We start from the raw sequence: 21,439 nt of genomic DNA, 5'->3' as shown, positions 1-21,439 counted from the left end.
CGTCGTGCTCGCGCAGCATCCGCATGACGGTGGCGGGTGAGGGGTGTTTCATGAGGGTGTTTCAGTCGTCCAGCCGTTTGCAACAACTCATGAAACATGATCGCCGCAGGTGGATCGTCGGGCGGTGGGGTGTTTCACAGGCGACCACCTATGAAACAGGATCTTGATCCATCCGGCCTTGTTGGGGGGAGAAATCGTGTCCGGTGCGAAGGCTTAGCCTGTCAAGTACGAGCATCGCCCAGTCGGATCGGCTGTTTCGGCAGGACTCGATCCAGCGCCAGCAATGGTCTCCCCTCCTGTCGGTGTCATAGACGCTGTCGTCCTGACCGTCGGCCAGTCTTCTGATCAGTTCGGTCGCCTGTCGAAGCCCGCGGAAGAGGTCGCCCGTTCCGGTGTCTGTGATGCGGAGGTGAGCAAGTTCCGCCAGCCGCAGACGCAGTTCGTCGGAATAACGCACAGCGTCTTCATCGAACCGTTCGAGGTTCAGACGGCCGTCCACCGCAGGACCGTGTGCCCGGCGCAGAAGATCAAGCCACTGGTCAACGACAGCCCGGACAGCGGTGTACCGACTAATGTCCGCAGTGGTCTGGCTCTCGGCCCGTTCCTGCTGAGCGATTCGCTGGCTTTCAGCCCGTTCCTGCTGGTTGTTTCGTGATCGCAACCGTTCCACCTGAAGCGGAGCGAAGTAAGCCACGACGGCTCCCACCACTGTGCCGGCGAAACCACAGATCACTCCGAGCAATGACGCATCCATGCCCACCCCGTTCATCTCGGTCAACACAAGTACAGAACGGCGACCGCACCCCACCCCACTCATCGGTCTGACTATGCCCTAGGGGTTGGGCGAGGAAGCCCTCGCCGTCAAGGCGCCCTGCCCCTCTGGGGCGGTGGGATGCCGAAAGTTCGTCATCGTGTCTCCGTACGTGATCGGCTGGCGTTGTCGGCCGGGGTACGAGGGCGGGGCACAGCAGTGGCCAGCCCCAGGTCGAGGCGCTTGCTCATGTCGAGACGGAAGGTGCCGTACGGGTTGATGTTCGACCAGAACAGCGCGGTCAGCCCGCGCCGGTCCTCGGCGCTCAGCTTCTTGGCCCACTTCGGTTCGGCCAGGACCTGCTGGAGCAGCAGGGTGTTGACGTGCACGAGCGCGGACTGGAGCAGGTGCAGCGCGAGCATCGACGTCTCGGCGTGCTCCTTGTCGGGGCCGGTCAGGGCGCCGTCCTTGCCGTAGTGCAGCACGGTGTTCGCGCTGTTCCAGTTCTCCACGACCTGGAGGCCGCCGTGGATCTCGCGGCGCAGGTCGGGGCTGGCGAGGTAGTCGCACGCGAAGATGGTGCGCACGGCGCGGCCCAGTTCTTCGAGGGCCTGGTAAGTGGGGTGCTTGGGGCCGCCGCGGGTGAAGCGCCGCAGCACCTGTTCGGCCTCCGCCGTCCCGAGCCGCAGCGCGGTGGCGTACTTGACCATCTGGTCGTACTGCTGCTCGATCAGCTCCCAGCGGATCGGCCGCGTCAGCGAGCCTCCGAGCGCCGACCACCCGGGCGGGGTGTCATCGGGGCGGTACAGGCGGATGCTGCCGATGTTCTTCAGCCTGGGCAGCAGGCGGAAGTTGAGCAGCTCGGTGAAGGCGAACCCGACCACGCTCGCGCCGTGGGTGTCGACGTAGTTGGACTCGATCTCGGCGTCCGTGCAGTGCCGCAGCAGGCCCTCGATCATCGCCGCGACCTCGGACGACGAACAGCTCTTGAGCTGGGAGTAGATGCAGACGTTCTTCTTCTCGACGTGCCAGTAGATCATCACGCCGTTGCCGCCGTAGCGGGCGTGGTACTCGGTCATGAAGTTCGAGGACCAGGACCCGAACTTCTTCGAGTCCGACGCGCACGAGGTGCCCTGTCCCCACCAGGCGGCATCCCGGGCGCCAAGGGTGCCGTTCACCAGCCGGGTGACGGCCGCGCGGAGGTTGTCGACGGTGATGAAGTGCCGGCGCACGTGTCGCAGCGCGGCCTCGGTCTCGCCGTGCTCGCCGGTCGCCACGATCGCTCGGATGCCCATGTTGGTGCCCAGCGCGAACAGGGCGAGCAGCAGGCGCCGCTGGAGGATGGCGCGGTCGATGCGCTCGTACGCGGCGACCGAGGAGAACTCGTCGGTGAAGCCGGTGAGGAAGTCGGAGTTCTTCAGCACGTCCAGCAGGTCGAGCACGCCTTCTCTGAACTATGCGCTCAGGGCGTATCCGTGTTGGGCAGATAGCTGTCCAGGTGAACTGCGGGCCGCGGCCAGAAGTCCTCGGGACACCACGCCGCCCGGAACGGTTGCTCCCAGCCCAGCGGAAGATCGACGCCGAGATTGCCGAGGCTGCTGCCTGGATGCCGGAGTCGGTAATAGCGCTTCAGTACCCCGCCGACCGTGTTGAGAGCCCGGTTCAGGTCGAACCAGGACAGGGTGATCTTCTCGTCTGTGATCTGACGATGAGCGATGATCTTGTTTGTGTAGTAGCGGGTCGTCTCGGCCGCTGCGTGCAGCGCCGCGAGATCCGCTTCGATCCGATCCTGATCAAGGCATGCCGTTCCGGGGGCAAGCGCGAAGTCGTCGTAGCCGCGGACCACGCTCGCCTTGTGCTCGTCCTTTATCTCGGGGTTGGCCATGATGGCTGCCTCGTAGCGGGCTCGGGAGGTCAATCCCGGAGTCTCGGTCAGCCGGCGCAGGCATCGCGCGAGGCTGGAGGTCCGGGTGTCTTCATCGCACTCGCGCCGGATGCCGGTGCACTGCGTGTTGACGTAGAGCCTGATGAACCAGTTCTGCGTAATGGTGTTGAGCTGGATCTCCGTTCCGGACCGCACCCACATGTCCTCGATCGTGGTCCAGACGTGTCGGTTGTGGAACAGCGTCCGGATGTCGTTCTCGGCGGCGTCGAAGGTCGCGCACCACTTCTGCCACTTGGCATCAGCTCTGGTCATGAGCAGAGGTTAGAACCACCCCCGGCAGTCGTGTAGTTGGCAATGCCCTTGAAGGTCGGCATCCCGAGGTGAACGGCAGTGGATCGACGGGCCGTCTCGGCGCCGAGCTGGGCCAGCTTCTCCTGGGCGCCGGCGAGGCTGACCTGGAGTCCCTCGACTTCGCCGAGCCAGCCTTCACGCTCGGCTTCGGCGATCCGGTCGATGAGGTTGTCGCGGATCTCGACGAGCCGTTCGCGCTGGGCCGGGTCGGGCCTGAGCATCGAGCACCGGATGCAGGCGTGCTCGTGGACGCACCGCGTGCCGAACGCGCGGGCGCAAGTTCCGACGGAGAGCTTGCGCTTCTCGAAGTGGGCCAGGAAGGCGTCCCACTCCTCGCTGGTGGGCGTGCGATATTCCTCGCTGGGCCGCAGTGCCCGGCGGCGGGCGATGAACGCCCGGTGGGCCTCGATCGCCTCGGCCGGGTAGACCGCCTTGTAGTTCATCGTGGTGGTGATGCTCTTGTGGCCGCAGATCACCTGCGCGATGTGCGGCGGCAGGCCGCTCATGACGGCGTCGGTGACGAAGATTCTGCGGAAGTCGTGCGGCTGGTAGTGCAGCGGCTGTCCGGTGGCGTCGGTCAGGCCGGAGGCCAGCAGGGTCTCGTCCAGCGCCTTGCGGATCGTGGAGCCCGAGACCGGCCGGTTCTGGCCGCCCCAGCGCCACTGGAACAGCAGGGGCAACGGTGGGTTCCAGGTGCGTTCGTTGGTGTCGTAGGCGCGGACCATGGGGATGGCGCCGGAGGTGTCCCGGACCCGGCAGACGATGGCACTGAGCACGTCGGCCAGCTCCGGGCTGACCAGGAGGAGCCGTTCCTCGTCGGTCTTGGAGGGCGCGATCTGCAGGAGGGGGACGACCTCGCCGGTGGTCGGCAGTCTGTACTGGGTGATGCTGTGGTGGCTCGTCTCCAGCATCTCCTCGATGCGGACGCCGGTGTGGCGGAGGAACTCCACCGTCACCCAGGCCCAGAAGGCGCGTTGCTCTGCGACTCCGAGGCAGTGGCGCCGCCCGGTCGGGTCGTAGGCGGTGGCCGAGGCCGCGTGGTCCGTGTAGCGGGTGCCCTTGACCTTGATGTAGGTCTCGCCGAGGACGGTGAACGCGGCTCCCGGTGCCGCCGCGCGGACGGCGGCGAGGCGGGCCTGGGCCTTCTTGAGTTCGTCGGCTGCGGTCCTGACCAGCGCGGGAAGAACAGGAAGCCGTTCGCGGGTCCGCTGATCCATGCGCGCTTTGCGCCGGTTGGCGTGCTTCCTGTACGAGATCTCGGCCTGCTTCACCGGGGAGGGCGCGACCCACGGGCCCCAGCGGACAGGCTCCTCCAGGGCCCACTGAGCCAGGTCCAGGTAGAACGCGCGGACGTCCATGAACAGGGCGAACGCGTTCGTCCTGGGGCTGGTCACCTCGACGGAAGTGCCGTCGGGCAGCCGCCGGACCGTCGTCTTGGTGCGGGTCCGTTCCTTCCAGGCTGCGGCGACCTCGGGGGCCAGGCGGAGGGAGTCGATGCCGGGATGGTGCTTCTCCAGCTCTGCCCAGAAGTGCGAGGCGAGCGTGCGGGACAGGCTCTCCAGCGAGTTGTAGTCCAGGGCTGGCTGCCGCTCGGTCAGGTAGTCGACAAGCAGGTCGCGGATCGGTCGGCATCGCAGCCGGTAGCGGTCCACGAGTTCGCCGACACTGACCTGGCCGGCGTGGCGGCTGACATCGCGCAAGGTGCTGGGCGCCTCGGTTGGGAAGATCCCGAGGTCCCTGAGCCAGCTGTAGAACAGCGACCGCCCGGAGCCGGCGTGCACGTAGACGCGCGCCTCGGTCTCCCTCAGCTCCAGGCAGTCGCCCACGGTGATGTCGCGGACCGCGCCGCCCTTGGCCACCATCAGCATGGCGATCTGGTGGCGCGCGTGGAACCCGAGGTTCGCCGACCACAGCCCCGGGTCCGCGACCGCGGCCAGCGCTGCGAAGCCGTCTGGATCACGTCGTTCGCTGACCACCTGTCGCAGGTTCTGCGACTGGCGTGTCATCAGCCACTCCAGGCTGGGACGAATCACATCAGCGCAGACCAGCGTGAGGACGCCTGAGGACAGCTCTGACCAGTCGACCCTGCCGTAGCGGCCGTCGCCGATCGCGTCGACCAAGTGATCGCGCCAGCTGCGGCCCAGCCCGTCGGACCCGGAGTTCCGCCAGCGCTGTTGCCAGGTGTCACCTGGGAACTCCTCCAGCCAGCGCAGGATCTTCTGGGCTCCGCTGCCGCGCAGGTAGCGCGTGTGCCTGTTTACGTTCGCCGAGAACGCCGTCAGACGCTCTTTGACCTGGTTGCGGTCCTCGGTGGTGGCCGGCCAGACGTCCGGCACTTCTCTCGCAGGGAAGACAGAGAGCAGGGATTTCTGGGCGGAACCGTGCAACGGCGCCGAAGGACGGCCTCCGCCCCTGCGCTGCTGCGGTGGGCCTGCAGTCGTGATCGTCATGGCCGCCGTCCGAACAGCACGTTCAGACTCGCCGGGTCATAGCCGGGCGCCGGTGCAGGTGGCAGAACTTGCTGGTGGGCTCGGCGAGCGTGGTGGGCCAGCACGCTCTCGATCACCTCTTCGCGGCTGGCGGCGAGGTAGATCTCCGTGGTGGAAAGATGCGCGTGGCCAAGGACCCACTGCACGTCGGTCAGCGGCATCTGCGGGTCGCGGGCCATCCGGTAGGCGGCCGTGTGCCGAAGGTCGTGCAGCGTCCAGTTCGATCCCAGCAGGTCGTTAGCCCGGTCGAACATCGCCCTGGCCGCGTGGTAGTTCAGCGGTCTGAACGGCCGCCGGAGGGTCCACCACAGCGGCAGCTGGCGGCCCTGCGGAGTGCCCTGCCGCCTGGCGTCCTCCTGGTAGAGCCGCAGCCACACGAACGTGTCGGGCGAGGCCGGCAGCGGCTGGCTCTCGCGCGTGCCCTTGCGGACGACGGTGATCAGCTGCTGTCCCGGATCGGTGTCCAGCTGGCGGCTCGTCAGCAGTTCGTCGGCCCGGGCGCCAGTGGACACCCAGGCCGCGAGCAAGGCCCGGTCGCGGTTGTACTTCAGCGCGGCGAACAGCGCGTTGAACATCTCGTCCGGGATGCGGCGCGGAAGCTTCTTGGGCACTCGCGGCCGGTAGCGGCCCTGCCGCTCGTGCCGGAAGGGCTGCATCGGGTTGTGGTGGGCGTTGGCCCGGCCACGGCGGAAGCGGTCCAGCGGGAACGGGTTGATGACCGGCCCGGTGCCCTCTTCGAGGTGGAAGTCGTAGAACGACCGCAGCACCGTCTCGCTGTGCGCGCGGGTGGTCGGCGCGTACTTCCGGCCCGGTGTCGGCTTGCCGGTCACCGGGTTCGCGCTTCCCGGTTCGGCTCGCTTCGTCCCGGCCGGCCGGGGGCTGGGGACGGTCACGCCCTGGCGCTGGTACCGCCAGTGGATGCGAACCGGCTTGTCCGCCAGCTGCAGCCAGCGGGAGAAGTCCCGTGCCTCGCTACGAGTCGCCCGGTCCCAATCGACGTCGACCGCCCACAGGAACCGGAACCACCGGAGCAGATCCATGCCGTACGAACGGATCGTGGTCGCCGGCCGAGTGGCCGCCTGCAACTCGGCGAAGAAGGACGCGACCGGAGCGACCGGGAGGCCGCTCGGATCGAGCAGGCTGTACGGCTCCTGCGGCTCGCCCGTCTCGACCAATCGTCCGATCTCAGGCAGCACAAAGCACGACAGATCCCGCCCAGGACCCAGAGGATCAACCATGGCGGGAAGCTAGCAGAAACTGGCTCTGACCTGCTAAAACGCTGAAGTTAGTTCAGTCAACGGGCCCCACCGTCGTACGACCTCGTCCTTGAGGGACTGAAGTCCGGTGGGCTCGTCCAGAGGCTCCAGCTTCGGCACGGTGATCCACGGCTCGCCCTTGCGGGTGGTGACCTTCACCCCGCCCGCCGAGCCGTCCGCGAGCGCCGCCGACAGCCGGTCCAGGCCGTCGGTCATCCGCCGCTTCAGCCTGGTGACGAACTCCTTGGGGTCCTCGGGCTGGCGGATCGCGGCGTAGTGCACGGTGCGGGCCGACTCGAAGTCGCCGGGCAGGTCGTCCTCCGGGTCGCACCACCGCCTCCCGCCCTCGACGTAGATCTCCCGGCGCCGGATCGCGTCCCGCAGCGCCACCAGGACACACAGCTCGTACGGGATGCGCTCGACCTTGCCCTTGTCGTCGACGACCGCCTCGCGCCAGTCCTTGCGCACCACGCCGTCCATCGGCACCGCGTCGCCGACGTCGTAGAAGCGGGTCTTGCCGTCGACGTCGGCGTACTTGGCCAGCAGTGCGAGCGCGTCCATCACCGGCCGGTAAGCGGTGTTGTTGCACTTGAACCCCAGCGTGTTCAGCAGCGGCGGCAGCATCTGCCGGTAGTACGAGCTGTACGACGAGCGCAGCGTCGTGCGGACCTTGGCCTTGAACGCCTTCTCGTTCGCCTTCGCCTCCGCGACCAGGTCGCGCAGCGTCTTCTCACCCACCACCGGGTACAGCACCGCGCGGACGGTCCCCTCCGGCCGGCCCACCGCCGCGTCGGCGAGGCGGAAGAGGATGCCCTCCTTGCCCCTCACCTTCTTCAGCTCCGCCGTCAGCTGCCGTTCCACCCGCCGCTCGGCACGGGCGTTGATCTTGTGGACCAGGGCGACGAGCAGCTCCACCAGGGCGTCGGTGATCTCCGCCTGCCGGGACGCGCACAACGCGGCCAGCAGCGTCGTCCGCACGTCCTCGCCCGCGTCCCGGAAGTCCGAGGGGTACATCTTGATCGCCCGTGCCCGCCACGCGGCCACCAGCTTCTCCGAGCAGTCCGCGAACAGCCCCTCCGGCAACCCGAGCTGCCGCACGGCGGTCAGCTTGGTGATCTCCGTCAGCAGCGAGTCCAGCCCCACCGCGCCTGGGTCCCGCTTCAGCGAGGCCAACAGCGCGGTGCCGTCCTCGTTGCCCTCCGCCACCAGGTCGAGCAGACGGCGGGCGCACACCTCGCCCAGGCGCGCGACGGTCTGCGCGCAGAAGACCCGGTCCGCCCGCGCCCGCGCGGCGGCCACGATTCGCTCGACACGGCCCGGGGGCTCGATGCGGTCGCTACGGCACTGCACGAGCAGGGCCTCGCGCAGCCGGTCCTCCACCAACTCCACCGGGCAGACCTCATCAGCGAGCCAGCCGGTCAGCCGCTCCTCATCCGCCCGCGTCGCCGGACGGAACCCCAGGGTCTCGCGGATCTGCGTACGGTGGCCTTTCGCGGAGCGGGACGACAGGTCGTACTTCGCCAAATCCTCCGCCGGCACCTTCACCACGTCGGCCACGTAGTCGACCGCGGCCTGCGGAAACTCCTCCACGAACTGGGGGAACCGGCCCTCCAGCTCGAAGAACTTCAGCATCAGCACGAACCCGAGCCGGGTCGGGCCGGACTTGTTCGCGACCAGCTCCCAGTCAGGACCTACCGGCGTCCAGCACGCCACCACGTCCTCTGGTGACCACTCCTGGCGCATGAACGTCCCCGCCCCTCCGTCGACAACTCGTTCGGCCTAACGAGGAGGCCGAGCGCGAAGCAACGGGGAGAGGCAGAGGGCCGACGGCTACCTTGCACCGGGGGTCAGAGATAGGACACCGGGGCCTTGCCGGTGGCCGTCTCGAAGCTCGACCACTACGGTCTCGGTTGCCCACAGCTCCCGCCCCGCGCGGCCCATCGTGTCCTCGCCGGCAGCCTCGGCGGCCGCGGCCGCGAACCCCCACAAATCCCGGACTCGGCCAACCGAGTCCGCCTCCGCGCGCCGCAACGCAAGGGCCAGACCGACGGAAGATGGCTCAGCCGCGCGTGGACCGAGGGCCATGGTGATCGTGGAGAACGCGACAGTGCTGTCCATGGCCGAAGGATGGCACCCGCCACCCACAACGATCTCGTCGTAGCCGCCCTTGGCGTCGGCGGCGAACCGTTCGACGGCCTCGCCAGCGCCGTAGGTACCGATCTCACGGTCGGCGGCCTGCCTCGATTCGCCCGACGGCGAGGGCGAGGGCCTGGTGGGCGCGCAGGCCGCTGTAGCGGTCGAGGGTGGCTCGCCGGGCGATACCCGGGGTCGCTATATTGAACACGTTCAAATACATGGCGAGGTTGGGGGAAGCATGGGTGTCGGCGCGCGCAGGGCGATCACATGGGCGGCCACCTGGGGGGGACTCCTGGTGATGCTGGGCTTGATGCCGCTGCTCCCGGGCCGCTGGGGGGAACACGACCGCCAATGGACCCTGGGACTCCTGTGGTGGCTGCTCGTGCTCATCGGCCCGGCTCTGGCCTGCGCCGTCAACCGGCGCTGGATCCATGCCAACGCGCGGAGGCCTGGGCGAGCCGGGCGGAGGGTCTGAGCGCGGAGGGGGCCTACCCGAGGAAGGGGTTGGGGCTGGCGGCGAGGCCGTCGGCGGTGAGGGTGTCGGCGAGGTGGGTGAGCTGGGGGTGAGTGGAGGCGACGGCACGCAGGAGGTCGCGGACGCTGGGCGCCGGGTCGAGGCGGCGGCCGCGGCCGCTGGTGAGCAGCGGGCCGGCCTCGGGGCTGCTGTGGGGGGCGGCGGTGCGGCGGTGGGGAAGGTAGTCCTCGACGGCCAGGGCGACGGGTGGGGGGAGCTCCTGGAACTCCGTGCCGCCGCCCTTGAGGGTGACGAGGGCAGTGGTGCGGTGCTGCTCGCGCACAATGCCCTCGACGTCGAGCGCGACGGCCTGGTGGGCGCGCAGGCCGCGGCCGAGGACGAGGTAGCCGAGGGCGCGGGCGCGGTGGGGCATCAGGCCGTCGTAGCGGTCGAGGGCGGAGACGTAGAGGGTGGACTCGGCGCGGGTGAGGGCGGGGCGGCCGGGGAGGTCGGCGACGGAGGGGCGCAGGGTCTTGGGCGCCGGGTTGATGATGTCCGGGTCGAGCGTCTGCGCGTGTTGGTAGAAGCCGCGTAGCGCACTGACGAGGAAGGCCCGGGTGCGGGCGTTGTCGGCGCCGGCGGTCCAGTGCTTCACGTCCCGGCCGCTCGCGGTCCAGACCCGGTTCCCGATGTGCTTGATCCAGCGGTCGACCTCGCGCTGGTAGTTCAGCTTGGCGCTGTCGCTGAACGGGCTGGTGCTCAGCCAGTCGACGAGCACGAAGTCGGGGTCGGGGCCGCTGGTCATGTGCCTCAGGGTGCCACAGCCTGCACGGTGCGGGTCTGGCCGTGGCTGCCTACGTCCGGTGGCTCGCGTCAAGGGTGAGGGTCGGTAGGTTGAGCTGGCCGGCGCGCAGCCGCATGTTCCGGTCGTTGGTGAGCACGTGGACGCCTGCGGTGGGGTTCAGGTGGTGGAGTTCATCGGCGCACATGAGGATCTCCCAGTCGACGTCGATCACGTGGGACGGTCCGGGTGGGGCGAGGCGGGTTTCCAGGGTGACGCCGTCGCGGATCTGGACGGGGTGACCGGGCGGGGCGGTGAGCAGGGCGGTGTCGAGGTACTTGATCGCGGCGGCGGCGCGCTTTGCGAGGTCGCCTTGGCCGTACTTCTGGCGGTCGAGTTCGCCGATGACCTCCTGCGGGATGATCAGGCGGACGGTGGGGGGCTTCGTGCCGGTTGCTCGCCTTACGGCGTCCTTCCAGTCGATGTGGTCGGGCTGTTTGAAGTGGTTGAGCATGTTGGTGTCGTAGACCCGGGGAGGCCAGGGCGGGCGGCGCAGGCCTTGTCCAGGGCGGGGATCTGGACGCCCAGCTCGTTGAGGATGGTTTTTCGGAGCACCAGCTGGCGGGACTCGGGCATCTGCAGGACGTTCCAGTATGTGGCGGACTGCAGGATGGTGGCGAAGTCGGGGACGGTGAAGAGCAGGAGCTTTCCCATGGCGAAGCCGACGGCGGTCAGGTAGGGGGTTCGCAGGTCGGTGTCGTGACGGCCGATGCTGGCGCCGAGGTTCCAGAGGGCGTTGCGGGCTTCGTTCAAGTGCCTTGTCGGCGACCTTGATGGTGTAGGGCGGCTTCAAGCGCATGCCCCGGATCGTGGCAGACGCGGTCCGGTCGGGGCATCCGTCTTTTCTCAGACCCAAGAATGACTTTCTATAACAGCCCTACCGTCACCAACCCCCTCCGGGAGCCTTCCGAACCACCGTTTCCACGTGCGCGTGAGGGGCGCGCGCGGCGACGGGAGAGCGGGTGGCTGAGGTCTTGGGCTGTTATAGAAAGTCATCGTGGAGTGGTTCTACGGTCCCCAAGGGCCCTTGGCTGTGTCCGGCGAGCGGCTCCCACCACACGCCCGGTGCCGTGCTGCCCGACAGCGCTGCCGTCTGTTGGCCTAGCGAGCCGGCTCGGCAACGTTCCACTCCAGAGGCAGGTCCTCGCCACAGAAGACGCAGACGAAGTCCTCCTCCCGCACGATATTGAGCTCCCGGCAGGAGCGGCAGCGGCGGAAGACCACCTCGTGCGTGAAGCCGGACGGGTGATAGACCCCGATCCGTTCCAGGGCCTCGGCCACGACCGGCCATGAGATAACGTCCGGGCAGTAGCCGGTCGACTGGTTGCTGACCTCCTCGACCGCCCACCGCCCGGACTCCTCACGGAAGCTCAGCTCACCGGCGCTCAGGACCTCTTCACCGCCAGCGCACACCACGTGCTCGCTGCGGCGCGGAGCCAGCCGCAGCACCCCGCTGGCATCGACGACGAACGTGAACGGCTCGGCCAACTCATCCGGGGTCAGCGCTGAGACCCACGCGCCGAAGTCCACCGACGAGCGCATGCTCCGACCCTCACCACCCGCCCGGACGAGCTCCTTCAACTCGGCCGGACCCACATACCGATACATCTGCCCCCGCGTCTTCACGCTCACCAACCTAGCCCCTCACACAGCCAGGACCTGGGGAATTGCGTGACCACCGCCCTTGGGGAATTGCGGGCTCTGGCGCTGATCTTGTGATCGGGCCAAGCCGCAGGCCCCACTGATCCGTCTCGTCCGCGTCTTCGTATCTTTGGTGCCATGGCGAATGAAGCAGAGCCGGCACCGCACACCAATCGGTGGGGCAACACGGCGAATTCGGTCCCGGGCGGCAGCGAGTCCGACCGGGACGTCTGCACGTGCTTCGACCAGGGCCGGGTCAGCAACCGGCGACGGGTGCGCTTCCACAGTGAGCGTCAGGACACATCTTCGCCGGCCTGGCAGCAGCTCTTGGCGCTGATCGAGGAAGCCGCCGCCGACGGACGGGAGGTGTTTCGGCCGTTGGTGGAGATGAGTCCCCGAGAGCGGCGCCAGATCGTCACCCTGCCGGCCAGCATCGCGAAGCTCACCGCCGTCAAGCAGTTCATCCTCTACGGCAGCAACCTGGTTCGGATCCCTCCGGAGATCGGCGCCATGAGCAGCCTGCAGGAATTCACCCCGTACACCTCCTACCGACTGCACTGGTTCCCGTACGAGCTGACCAGGTGCCCGAGCCTGAAACGCAGCACTGTGAGCACACGCGCTCTGTACGGCAACGAGACGCTCCGCCCACCGTTCCCCCCGCTCCAGCCTGGCGGCGTGGAGACCGCAGACCTCAACCTCGACAACCTCGACCCCGGCGAATGGGGTAGTACGGTACTCCGCAGGTGCAGCGTGTGTGACCGGTCGCTGGAGCGAACCAAGATCCACCAGGCATGGATCTCACTGCGGGTTGCCACCGACGTCTTGCCGCTCCTGGTCAACGCCTGCTCCGCAGCCTGCCTGCAGATCCTTCCCAAGCCTCCCGAGGACTACATCCAGACCCCACACACGGGTGGCCCCGGACTTGCCCAACCCACCGCTGACTACGCCTGACTCCCCATCATGCCAACGAGTCGCGGCTCAGCTGCCGGATGCCGGCCCAGGTCGGCATCCAGGCCGTCACAAAATCAGCGCTGATCCCGTGACGTAGTCGCGTCAGGGCGTGAGGAGTATGCGCTTACGGAGGAAGTCGAGGTTGACTCGTCCGAATCCTTGCCTTTTGAGGAGTTTCGCCCGTGTGACCTGTCCTTCGACCTGTCCGGAGCTCCACGGGGTGGAGAGCCCGGCCGTGACGGCGTCGACGTCGCGGCTCAGTCCACTGACGAGGGAGTGCAGGGCGGGCAGGTCGTCGGCGAGGACGCGTTCCATCCAGGCGGGCAACTGGTCGCCCCGCAGGTCGCGCATCATGGCGGCGAAGTCGCGGACGTGGTGGGTGACCGCGTCGAGTTCGGGGCAGCCGGCCTGGATCTCCTTGAGGTCGACGGCATCATCGGCTGTCAGATTTGCGGGGTCGGTCATGATCCAGCGGACGATACGGCGAGGCCGTGGAGCCGGGCGGGGCACGGGTGGTGCGGCGGTGGCAGCCTTTTCTGAGATCAGAGCGGCAAGAGCCGTGTAACGGGAGACTGTTACGCACGGTTCTGTGAGGGCCGGGAGGTGAGACTCCTCCCGGCTACTCGACCCTGCACCCATGGCTCGCAGGCGGGCCTGGCGCCCGTGTTGCATCCCCCGCGTTGTACGCACCCGCGACAGCCCGAACCTGGGCAATCAGCTGTTCTTGAGTTTATCCTGGAACACCGAGTAGTCGATGACGCTGTCCGCCGGAGGTGCCGTCACGGTGACCGGCTTGTTGAAGTCGCTGAAGTCCATGCGGCCGGGGTCGCTTGCGGAGTAGCGATCGACCCAGATCACGTACGGCTGACCCTCGGTGGCAACGTTGAGGTCGGTGTATCCGGTCCCGCTCTCGTCCGCGACCCTGATACCGAAGGTCTCGATCTTGGCCTCGTGGAGGACCCCGCCCTTGGTGACCTTAGTCGGCTTGCTGTCACCCTGGGTGAACATATCCATCAAGCCACACACGCGATTGACCATCCCCTTGAGGGCCTCATCATCCTGCGCCGCCAGATAGCGGCCCTTGAAAAGCTGAGCCATCACCGGACCGGCCTTCGGGTTGCCCGCCTTGGCAGCGATGGTCTTCCAGTAGGCGCTGTCCGGCTTGATCCAGAGCCCAGTCGCGCTGCGCAGGATCTCGACCTCCCCCTGCATGGCTATGACCACAGAGCCGGCACAGTTCTCCTTCCTGTCCACCGCGAGGTGCTGGGGCGCCACCGTCATGCCGTCGATCACTACCTTGCCGTCGAGCTTCACCGAGGTGAGCCCGGCCATCGCACCCCTCGCCTTCTCCAGGATCTGCTCCCCGCTGAGCGCGCCGATCGCGCCCGTGGACTCGGCACCGGCGGACGGCGCAGTGGAGACGGACGGCGCGGTGGAGGCGGGGGCCGCTGGAGCGGCGGACTTGCCCGTGCTACTGCCGCAGGCAGTGGCCCCGGTGGCCAGGACCACGCAGACGACGGCGGACTGGACAAGACGCTTGGAGAGCATGGGACTTCCCTCTTGCTGAAGTAATCAGGCACACCGGCACGCCGAGATGTGCGGCAATGAGAGAAGTATGCAGCCAAACAGATCGTAAAGTCAGGCCCAACTTATAGGCATGAACCTGACCGGCCCGAGGATCGATAACCAAAGGCTTACCCGAAACTGATGTCAAAGCAGTGAAATGCCACTGTTTTGAATCGACATAAGGCGATATTCACCAATACCAGGCGATCCCGACCCTGTTCACCACCCTGGAACTGCCTCGCCTCCTTTCTCGGCCCGGCGGCCGGCGGCGTGCTGCAGGCACCCTCTACAACTACTGGCTCGGCTACGCCGTCCCCGCCCAGTTCGTCGCCACCGCCCCCTCCGGCATCGTCGCCCCAGGCGGCCGCTGGCTCGCCCGCGCCCCGGCCGACAACCAGCCCGCGCTCGCCATCGCCGACCTCGACTCGACTCGACCGACCCGGACATCGACATCGCGGTGCGCTGCGCCCGCCCCTGGCGGCGGCTGGCCCGCGCCGGCCTCTACATCGAGAACTGGGTCTTTGCCCTCCTGGGGGCTGCCGGGCCCGAGTGCGCAGTCGTCCTGACGGTGGAGCGGGACCGGTTCACCTGGGGCGCGGAGTGGAGCATGGACCAGCACAATGACTCGGTGCTCACCCGGCCATCGTTCGCCGGGCCCGTCGGCCTCGGTGGTTCCAGTGCTCGGCAGGGCCGGGTCGGGTGGCGAGTTCGGGGATTACGTGCCGCTTGCTGCGATCCGGAACAGCGCGAGGAGCAGCAGGATGTCGACTGCAAGGCCCGCGATCAGCATGCGGCTGGTTGATCGGAGCAGGGCCGTGGCGCCGAGGATGATCCCGGTGACAAGGAGGGCGAGGGAGGCGGCGAGGATCAGGTAGTAGGCGGCGACCGGGGCGTCGGCGACCAGGCTGACGCCGATGTCGGCGAGGAGGAACTGGGGCAGGCCGAGCAGCCAGACGGTGGCGGTCCTGCCCCTGGCCGGGCGGGGGCGCGGTGGCGTGGCCGGGGCATACGGCGGGGGTGGGGGCAGAGTCGGCGGGCCCGCGGGCATGGTCGGCATCGCGGGCCGAGCGGTGCTCAGGGCGGCGTGGAGAAGTTGCCCGAAGGCGGGGTCGTTAGAGATCTCGTCGGCCAGGATGCCGCGGACGATGTCCGCAGCTGCGCCTCCTCCTCCCTCAGTGTCGAGTCGGAAGAGTGCTGCGGTGCCGAGCTGGGTGCGGCCGAGCCGCTCGCGCAGGAACGCGGTCAGGTCCTCGCTCGGCACCCCCGGCGTTCTCGCATAGGTGGCTGAGTTCACGAGTACGTCGACTGCGGCTGCGGCCAACTCCCTTATGTTCAAAGCGCATTCCCCCCTTGGGTGTCCACCGTGATGGTACGGATCGAGACAAGTGCGCACCAGTGGGCTCAGCGCTGGCCGCACACGGGTTGTGGGACATCGCCCGGTCCGCATTCGTGACGAGACCCAGGCGCTGGAGGCCGGTTCCGGTGCCGTCGGCCGCGCCGGGGACGACGGCCAGGATGCCGGGGTCGGATCGGTCTGGTGGTGACCTCGGCATCTTCCGGTTTCGCCCGCGTGGTGTGAGCGGGCGCCGTTTCGTTGAGGATCTCGTGTCCGGTGGGGGGGCGGGAGCGTGCATGGCGGGTCAGTCCTGGCAAGGATGCGCCGGCCACCCGGTGTTCCGGGTGGCCGGCGCGGTTTTCCGGGGCGGTTGGCGGGTCAGCCGTGTGAGAGGGCGACCGCCCCGACGTATTTGTCGGCGATGAAACGGCACGCCGTGCGCTGGGCGTCGGTGTGCTTCCACGGGAAGCCCACCTCGTCGCAGATGTTGTAGAGGTCCTGGCGGAAGATGTCGTCGACGCGTTGCTTGGGGGACGGGCCGGTCAGGCTGTTGCGGAAGCCCTCGTCTCCGAACAGGTCCTTGTAGTTGTGGTAGCCGAAGTCGTGGCGGATGCAGGCGAGGCTGAAGTCGTAGTCGGCGATCTTGTCCGGGGCGGGGGCGTTGCAGATGTTTGTGTCCCAGTTGAACTCGTAGCGGTCGGGCTGGTGGCTGCGGTGGGCGCCGAGCTCCCGGTACCAGGTGTCGGTCGCGGCCTGGCCGGGCTGGGTCAGCTGTTCGAGGTGTGCGATGCGCTCCTCGCGGCTGGCCGGGGTGACCGGAGCCCCGCGGTCGGTCCAGACGTCGTTCTTGCCGGTGTATTCGTTGAGGGCGGAGCCGTCGGGGGTGATGCCGTAGAGGTGGTCGCCGGACGTGGCGAACGCGGATCCGGGGCTGCCGATGCGGTTCCACTTGTTCGGGTGCCCGTTGTACTTGAAGATGTCACCGGTTGAATCGTCGGTGGCGAAGAGGGTGTTGGCGGCGTAGATGTGCCCGGTGCGGGTGGTGCGGACGGGCTTCCACTTATCGCCCGGGCCGGTGTACTCGGACACACTGGAGTGGTCGGTCGCCAGGCGGTAGAGGTTGTTGTCGGTGACGGCGAACTCGGCGCCGGGGCCGCCCAGGCGGGTCCACGCCGTGGCGTGGCCGTCGTACCGGTAGATGTCGCCGGAGCCGGGCTGGGTGATGTACAGGGGACTGTCGGTGGGGTGGTCCTTGAAGAGCGGGTTCAGCTTCATGGCGGGTGTCTTGCCGGTGTAGGTGTAGAGCCGGTCGGCCGGACCGCCGACCTTCGTCCATGTGTCGCCTTGGCCGGTGTACTCGTAGACGGCGGTGCGGTCGGGGCTGATGCCGTAGAGGTGCTTGTTGGTGGCGGCGAAGTCGGCCCCGGGGCCGCCGATGCGGGGCCACGATTCGGTTTCGGAGTCGTACCGGTGGATGTCGCCGGTGGCGAGGTCGGTGGCGTAGACGGTGTCCTCGCTCGCGTAGATGTTCGCGGCCCTGTTGCCGATCTTGATCCAGCGGTCCTGGTTGCCGGCCCACCGGTAGATGGCGGAGCGGTCCTTCGTCAGGGCGTAGGCGCTGTTCTTGGTTGCGACGAGGTGGCCCAGTGCGAGCGTCTGGGCCGGGGAGGGGTGTACGGTGCGGCGTTTGCCGGTGGCGGCGTTGGCGGAGATGCCGAGGGCGAGGACGCCGGCGACCACCAGGCACAGCAGCCGGATGATCCGGGCCGGCGTCCACGGCGACGGTTGCGGGGAGTGCTCGGCGGCCGGGCGGCCGGGCCGGTGGCGGACGGGGATTCGGAGCTTCACGGGTTCCTCCTGGAAGTGTTTGGTCGTTCGGGGCAGCGCAGGGGCAAGGGCTGACGGCGGGTCGGCCGGGTGTGCTTTCCGGGTGGCGGGGGCGGGACGTCTTTGGGCCGGGTTCCTGTGTCCGTGCCGGGTCAGGTGGCGATGGGGCCGCTGACTTTGGTCCAGGTGCCGGGGGTGCCGGTGTATTCGTAGATCCCGGTGTGGTCGGGGCTGACGCCGTAGAGGTGCTTGTCGGTGGCGAGGAAGTTCGCGCCGGGGCCGCCGATGCGGGTCCAGGTGCGGCGTTCGCGGTTGTACTGCCAGATGTCGCCGGTCGTGAGGTCGGTGGCGTAGAGGGTGTTGCGGCTGGTGTAGATCCGGTCGGTGGCGCCGCGGACGCGGTCCCACACGCCGGGGGTGCCGGTGTACTCGTAGAGGCCGGTGTGGTCGGGGCTGATGCCGAACAGGTGCTTGTCGGTGGCGGCGAACCCGCTGCCGGGGCCGCCGATGTCCGTCCAGCGGCCGCTCGCGGCGTCGTACTGGTGGATGCCGCCGCGGGCGGCGGTAGGGGCGGTGTCGACCGCGTAGAGGGTGCCGGCGCTGGTGAGGATCCGGTCCGTGCCCGCGAGGCGGACCCGGTTCCACACGCCCGGGGTACCGGTGTACTCGTAGATGCCGGAGTGGTCGGGGCTGACGCCGTAGAGGCGGTCGGCGGTGGCGGCGAACTGGGCGCCGGGGCCGCCGATACGGATCCAGGGGCCGTCGATGCCGGCGGTGTGGAGCTCGCCGCCGGTGCCCTTCCGCGCGGGGTCGTACTGCCAGATGTCGCCCTTGCCGTTGTCGATGGCGTAGAGGGTGCTGCGGCTGGTGTAGATCCGGCTGGTGGCGCCGCGGACCTTCACCCACGTGTCGCCCTTGCCGGTGTACTCCTCGACGGCGGTGTGGTCCGGGGTGATCCGGTAGAGGCGGCTGCCGGTCGCGGCGACGCTGGTGCCGGAGTCCGCGGGCACGGCCGCGGCCAGAGGCGGTGCCGGGGTCTGGCCGGGGGCCGGTGCCGGCGGCGGGGAGGGGGCGGTCGGTGCGGCGGGTGCCGGCGGTGCGGGAGGCTCCTGGGCCGGTGCCGGAGCGGGCGCCGGAGTGGGTGTGGGTGCGGGGGGCGGTGGCGCGGGCGCCGCTGGGGGCGGGGTTTCGGCGATCTTGCGGTACCGCAGCGGCTGGTAGCCGGACGCGTCATGGCCGGCGATCTTCCGGTCGTTCCGGTTGGCGGAGGCGGCCATGGTCGGCACTCCGCGCCGGCTTTGCGCCATGTAGCGGAAGGTGCCCTTGGCCTTGTCGGTCCAGCCGGCGAACAGGATGGCGTGTCCGCTGCTGGTCGTGTTCAGTACGTCTCCGGGCTGCAGTTGGTCCCAGGTGGTCTTCTCGGCGAGGTCCGGCAGGGTGTCGGTGGTCCGGCTCTTGTCGAGCTGCCAGGCCATGGAGATGAAACCGGAGCAGTCCTGCCGGTAGGGGCCGCCGGTGGGCTCGTCCTGCCAGAAGTCGAACTTGGAGCCGTTGACTCCCTGGTGGGTGTACGGCACGTGCTGGGCCACCCAGTCCTCGGCGCGGTCCATGATCTGCTCGCGGGTGACCTGTCCGCCCGGGGCCGCGCCGTGGCCGATGGCACCGGTGGACAGGGGCAGGACGTCGGTGGTGCCGTGCGTGGTGGGGTCGGCGTGTGCGGGCAGGACGGCGGCGCCGACGACGAGGGCTAGGCCGGCGAGAGCGGCCAGGCGTTTCGGGCGACGCGACAGGCCATGGTGCATGGCGGTCCCTTCGTGTGGTGGACGGGCCGCTGCCGGGTTGGCGGAAGCGGTGGATCACCACACTGGAACCTGATGTGATTGGCCGTCAGGGTCGAGCGCCGTGCTTTGGCTGTCGCCGCAGGTCAGCGGGGCCAAAGTGACGCGAACATCGCGAACTTCGGCGAACGCCCGCGAACGTCGGCGAACGAGACGGTCATCATCGAGGGGGAACCTATGGGCAGAGCAGGGCGGGCACAGGGGCCGCTGAAGGGGCGCACGGAGCAGGCCAACGCGCTCGCATGGTTTGTGCAGGAGCTGACCGACGGCCGCACGGGCGGCGAGTTGCACACGCAGTACGGGGGAGTGAGGAGCGTGTGGAGCGAGTACCGCTCCGGCATCAAGATCATTCCGTGGGAGCGACTCGAGAAGGTGACCGAGGACCGCTTCTCTCACGGCTCCACGCGCGTGGCCAAGCTCCAGGAGGCCCGCCGGCTCTATTTGGCCGCGCGGCGGGCCCAGGCCGAACTCTCGGCCGCGGCGTCCCCGCGTCCGCCTCGTGGCGGCGAACGACCTGCGCCCGCCGGCGAACGACCTGTGGACAATTCCCCGACCAGCGAGGATGTGCCCGCGCCGGCCCGCGAACAATCGACCGACGATGTGCCGGCCCCTCAGGGCGACGGGTCCGGGGAGACCGCCGGAACGGAGGTCGGGGCGGTAGCCGTCGGCCGTGCGGAGCCTGACAAGGCCGGGCCGGTTGACCCCGGCCTTGGGCCCGCATCGGGATCCGCGGCCGAGTCCGCGCCTGAATCCGCCGCCGAGTCCAAGGCTCCCGGCTCGATTCCTCCCGCAGTCCCGGTTGACGCTTCTGCCCCTGCGTCGCCGGTTCGTGGACCCGCCTTGGTTTCATCGGCCCCTCGACCTGCCGAGGCCCTGGACGGTGCCCCGGTGCGCACCCCCGGTAGCCGGAGGCGCTGGCGGATCTGGGTGCAGTGGGCCGCTCTGCTGGCGCTGCTCGCGGCGGTGGTGATTGCGAACCGGTACCAGCAGCCCGGGCGCGGCGAGGAAGCGGCCGCCCCTGCCGTGACCGCCTCGCCGGACGGCCTCTCTCTGCCGTCGGGCCTGGACCTTTCACCCACGCCCGAGCCTCCGGCCACCACGGCGGCGACGCCTCCCACCGAGGCCGCCGGCCCGCCCCTCACACCGGGCCCAGCGGCCCCCGCACCGACTTCCCGTCGAACCGCGCCCCCATCCGCAGGTGCGACGGCCGGCGCGCCCGCTGCCGCACCCGGCGCTCCCACCGTTGCCGCCACCGGCTCCCACCTGTACCGGATCACCCCCGGCCACACGGCCGTCGAGGAGTACACCGGCAAGAACGGCTCGTGGACGAAAGTCGGCGGTGCCGCCGGCCGGATCTACGCCAGCGCGTCGATGCTGTACGCGACGGACCCGGTCTCCGGCGACATCGAGCAGTACGACCGCGGGCGCGGGACCTGGACGCGGATCGGGACTCCCGGGAGCGGTTTCGCGGCCACCGGCGACCACCTGTACGGCGTGAGCGTCGATCATCACGGGGTCTTCGAGTACACAGGTGCCGGCGACACTTGGGAACAAGTCCGCGGCGCGACCGACCGCATCTTTACCAGCGGCAGCACGCTGTACGCGACGGACGCGGCGACCGGCGACATCGAACGGTACGACCGCGCCCGCCGGACGTGGACGCGGATCGGCGATCCGGGCAGCGGCTTTGCGGCCACCGGCGACCACCTGTACGGGGTGAGCGTCAACCACTTCGGGGTCTTCGAGTACACCGGTACCAACAGCGACTGGAAGCAGATCCGCGGCACCACCGACCGCATCTTCACCAGCCGCACGACGTTGTACGCGACGGATGCGGCCACCGGCGACATCGAACAATACGACCGCGGGCGCGGGACCTGGACCCGCATCGGCGCCCCCGGAGCCGCCTTCGTCACCACCGACGACCACCTGTACGGCGTCAGCCCCGACCACTCAGGCGTCTACGAATACAGCGGCGCCAACGGCGTCTGGTCCAGGATCGGCGGCCCGGTCGCTCCCTGACCGCCGGTCACCGGCACGAACACAGACCAACTCACCGGCGGACCACCGCGCTCACCACGGAGGTTCAGCAAGAAGGCTCCCGCAGTCGCGCGCCC

The 21,439-nt window shown here is 68.8% G+C and carries 18 protein-coding genes; 2 read left to right on the top strand and 16 right to left on the bottom strand.

Features of this window, described 5'->3' with window-relative positions:
* Positions 1–148: 148 nt before the first annotated feature.
* The 11 genes from ACIQ87_RS30870 to ACIQ87_RS30820 all read right to left on the bottom strand — a co-directional run bounded on the left by ACIQ87_RS30870 (position 149) and on the right by ACIQ87_RS30820 (position 11,771).
* A complete protein-coding gene (locus tag ACIQ87_RS30870) occupies positions 149–778 on the bottom strand; it encodes a hypothetical protein (protein WP_402413043.1) in 630 nt (209 codons plus the stop codon).
* Positions 779–906: 128 nt separating this feature from the next.
* A complete protein-coding gene (locus ACIQ87_RS30865) occupies positions 907–2,193 on the bottom strand; it encodes a transposase (RefSeq protein ID WP_402413040.1) in 1,287 nt (428 codons plus the stop codon).
* 20 nt (positions 2,194–2,213) lie between these two features.
* Positions 2,214–2,948: a hypothetical protein gene (locus ACIQ87_RS30860; protein WP_402413037.1), complete on the bottom strand. Its 735-nt coding sequence runs from the start codon at positions 2,946–2,948 to the stop codon at positions 2,214–2,216.
* On the bottom strand, positions 2,945–5,323 hold the full coding sequence (locus ACIQ87_RS30855) for a tyrosine-type recombinase/integrase (RefSeq protein WP_402413035.1): 2,379 nt from the start codon (positions 5,321–5,323) through the stop codon (positions 2,945–2,947). Before ACIQ87_RS30855 ends, ACIQ87_RS30860 begins: the two co-directional genes overlap by 4 nt.
* A 110-nt stretch (positions 5,324–5,433) precedes the next feature.
* Positions 5,434–6,714, bottom strand: coding sequence for a tyrosine-type recombinase/integrase (locus ACIQ87_RS30850; protein ID WP_402413032.1), 1,281 nt, complete (start codon positions 6,712–6,714; stop codon positions 5,434–5,436).
* 33 nt (positions 6,715–6,747) lie between these two features.
* Positions 6,748–8,475, bottom strand: a complete 1,728-nt coding sequence (locus ACIQ87_RS30845; protein WP_402413029.1) for a DUF4158 domain-containing protein — start codon at positions 8,473–8,475, stop codon at positions 6,748–6,750.
* 478 nt (positions 8,476–8,953) lie between these two features.
* Positions 8,954–9,088 carry a hypothetical protein gene (locus ACIQ87_RS30840; RefSeq protein WP_402413026.1) on the bottom strand — a complete coding sequence of 45 codons (135 nt, stop codon included), beginning with the start codon at positions 9,086–9,088 and terminating at the stop codon, positions 8,954–8,956.
* A 268-nt stretch (positions 9,089–9,356) separates the two neighbouring features.
* Positions 9,357–10,127, bottom strand: coding sequence for a hypothetical protein (locus ACIQ87_RS30835; RefSeq protein WP_402413024.1), 771 nt, complete (start codon positions 10,125–10,127; stop codon positions 9,357–9,359).
* Positions 10,128–10,176: 49 nt separating this feature from the next.
* Entirely contained in the window at positions 10,177–10,617 is a 441-nt protein-coding gene (locus tag ACIQ87_RS30830; RefSeq protein ID WP_402413021.1) for a PIN domain-containing protein, read from the bottom strand.
* Complete coding sequence (locus ACIQ87_RS30825) at positions 10,566–10,916, bottom strand: hypothetical protein (RefSeq protein WP_402413018.1); 351 nt, start codon at positions 10,914–10,916, stop codon at positions 10,566–10,568. The genes ACIQ87_RS30830 and ACIQ87_RS30825 overlap by 52 nt, the downstream gene beginning before the upstream one ends.
* A gap of 348 nt (positions 10,917–11,264) precedes the next feature.
* On the bottom strand, positions 11,265–11,771 hold the full coding sequence (locus tag ACIQ87_RS30820) for a hypothetical protein (RefSeq protein WP_402413124.1): 507 nt from the start codon (positions 11,769–11,771) through the stop codon (positions 11,265–11,267).
* 171 nt (positions 11,772–11,942) lie between these two features.
* Between ACIQ87_RS30820 and ACIQ87_RS30815 the strand changes: the two genes are divergently transcribed.
* A complete protein-coding gene (locus ACIQ87_RS30815) occupies positions 11,943–12,755 on the top strand; it encodes a leucine-rich repeat domain-containing protein (RefSeq protein ID WP_402413016.1) in 813 nt (270 codons plus the stop codon).
* Between the two features lie 102 nt (positions 12,756–12,857).
* Here ACIQ87_RS30815 and ACIQ87_RS30810 read toward each other — a convergent pair whose 3' ends face one another.
* From ACIQ87_RS30810 to ACIQ87_RS30790, 5 genes are all read right to left on the bottom strand, one after another.
* A complete protein-coding gene (locus ACIQ87_RS30810; protein WP_402413013.1) occupies positions 12,858–13,220 on the bottom strand; it encodes a transposase in 363 nt (120 codons plus the stop codon).
* 249 nt (positions 13,221–13,469) lie between these two features.
* Positions 13,470–14,303 carry a hypothetical protein gene (locus tag ACIQ87_RS30805; protein ID WP_402413010.1) on the bottom strand — a complete coding sequence of 278 codons (834 nt, stop codon included), beginning with the start codon at positions 14,301–14,303 and terminating at the stop codon, positions 13,470–13,472.
* 733 nt (positions 14,304–15,036) lie between these two features.
* Entirely contained in the window at positions 15,037–15,582 is a 546-nt protein-coding gene (locus tag ACIQ87_RS30800; RefSeq protein ID WP_402413007.1) for a hypothetical protein, read from the bottom strand.
* 453 nt (positions 15,583–16,035) lie between these two features.
* A complete protein-coding gene (locus tag ACIQ87_RS30795) occupies positions 16,036–17,505 on the bottom strand; it encodes a phospholipase A2 (RefSeq protein ID WP_402413004.1) in 1,470 nt (489 codons plus the stop codon).
* Between the two features lie 131 nt (positions 17,506–17,636).
* A complete protein-coding gene (locus tag ACIQ87_RS30790; protein WP_402413001.1) occupies positions 17,637–19,286 on the bottom strand; it encodes a hypothetical protein in 1,650 nt (549 codons plus the stop codon).
* A 78-nt stretch (positions 19,287–19,364) separates the two neighbouring features.
* Between ACIQ87_RS30790 and ACIQ87_RS30785 the strand changes: the two genes are divergently transcribed.
* Complete coding sequence (locus tag ACIQ87_RS30785; RefSeq protein ID WP_402412998.1) at positions 19,365–21,344, top strand: hypothetical protein; 1,980 nt, start codon at positions 19,365–19,367, stop codon at positions 21,342–21,344.
* The last annotated feature ends 95 nt before the right edge of the window (positions 21,345–21,439 follow it).

The organism is Kitasatospora sp. NPDC096204, from assembly GCF_044763205.1.
In the GTDB taxonomy this organism is placed as follows: Bacteria; Actinomycetota; Actinomycetes; order Streptomycetales; family Streptomycetaceae; genus Kitasatospora.
Note: the sequence above shows the minus strand (reverse complement) of the source record. Positions and strands in the feature narration are given on the sequence as shown.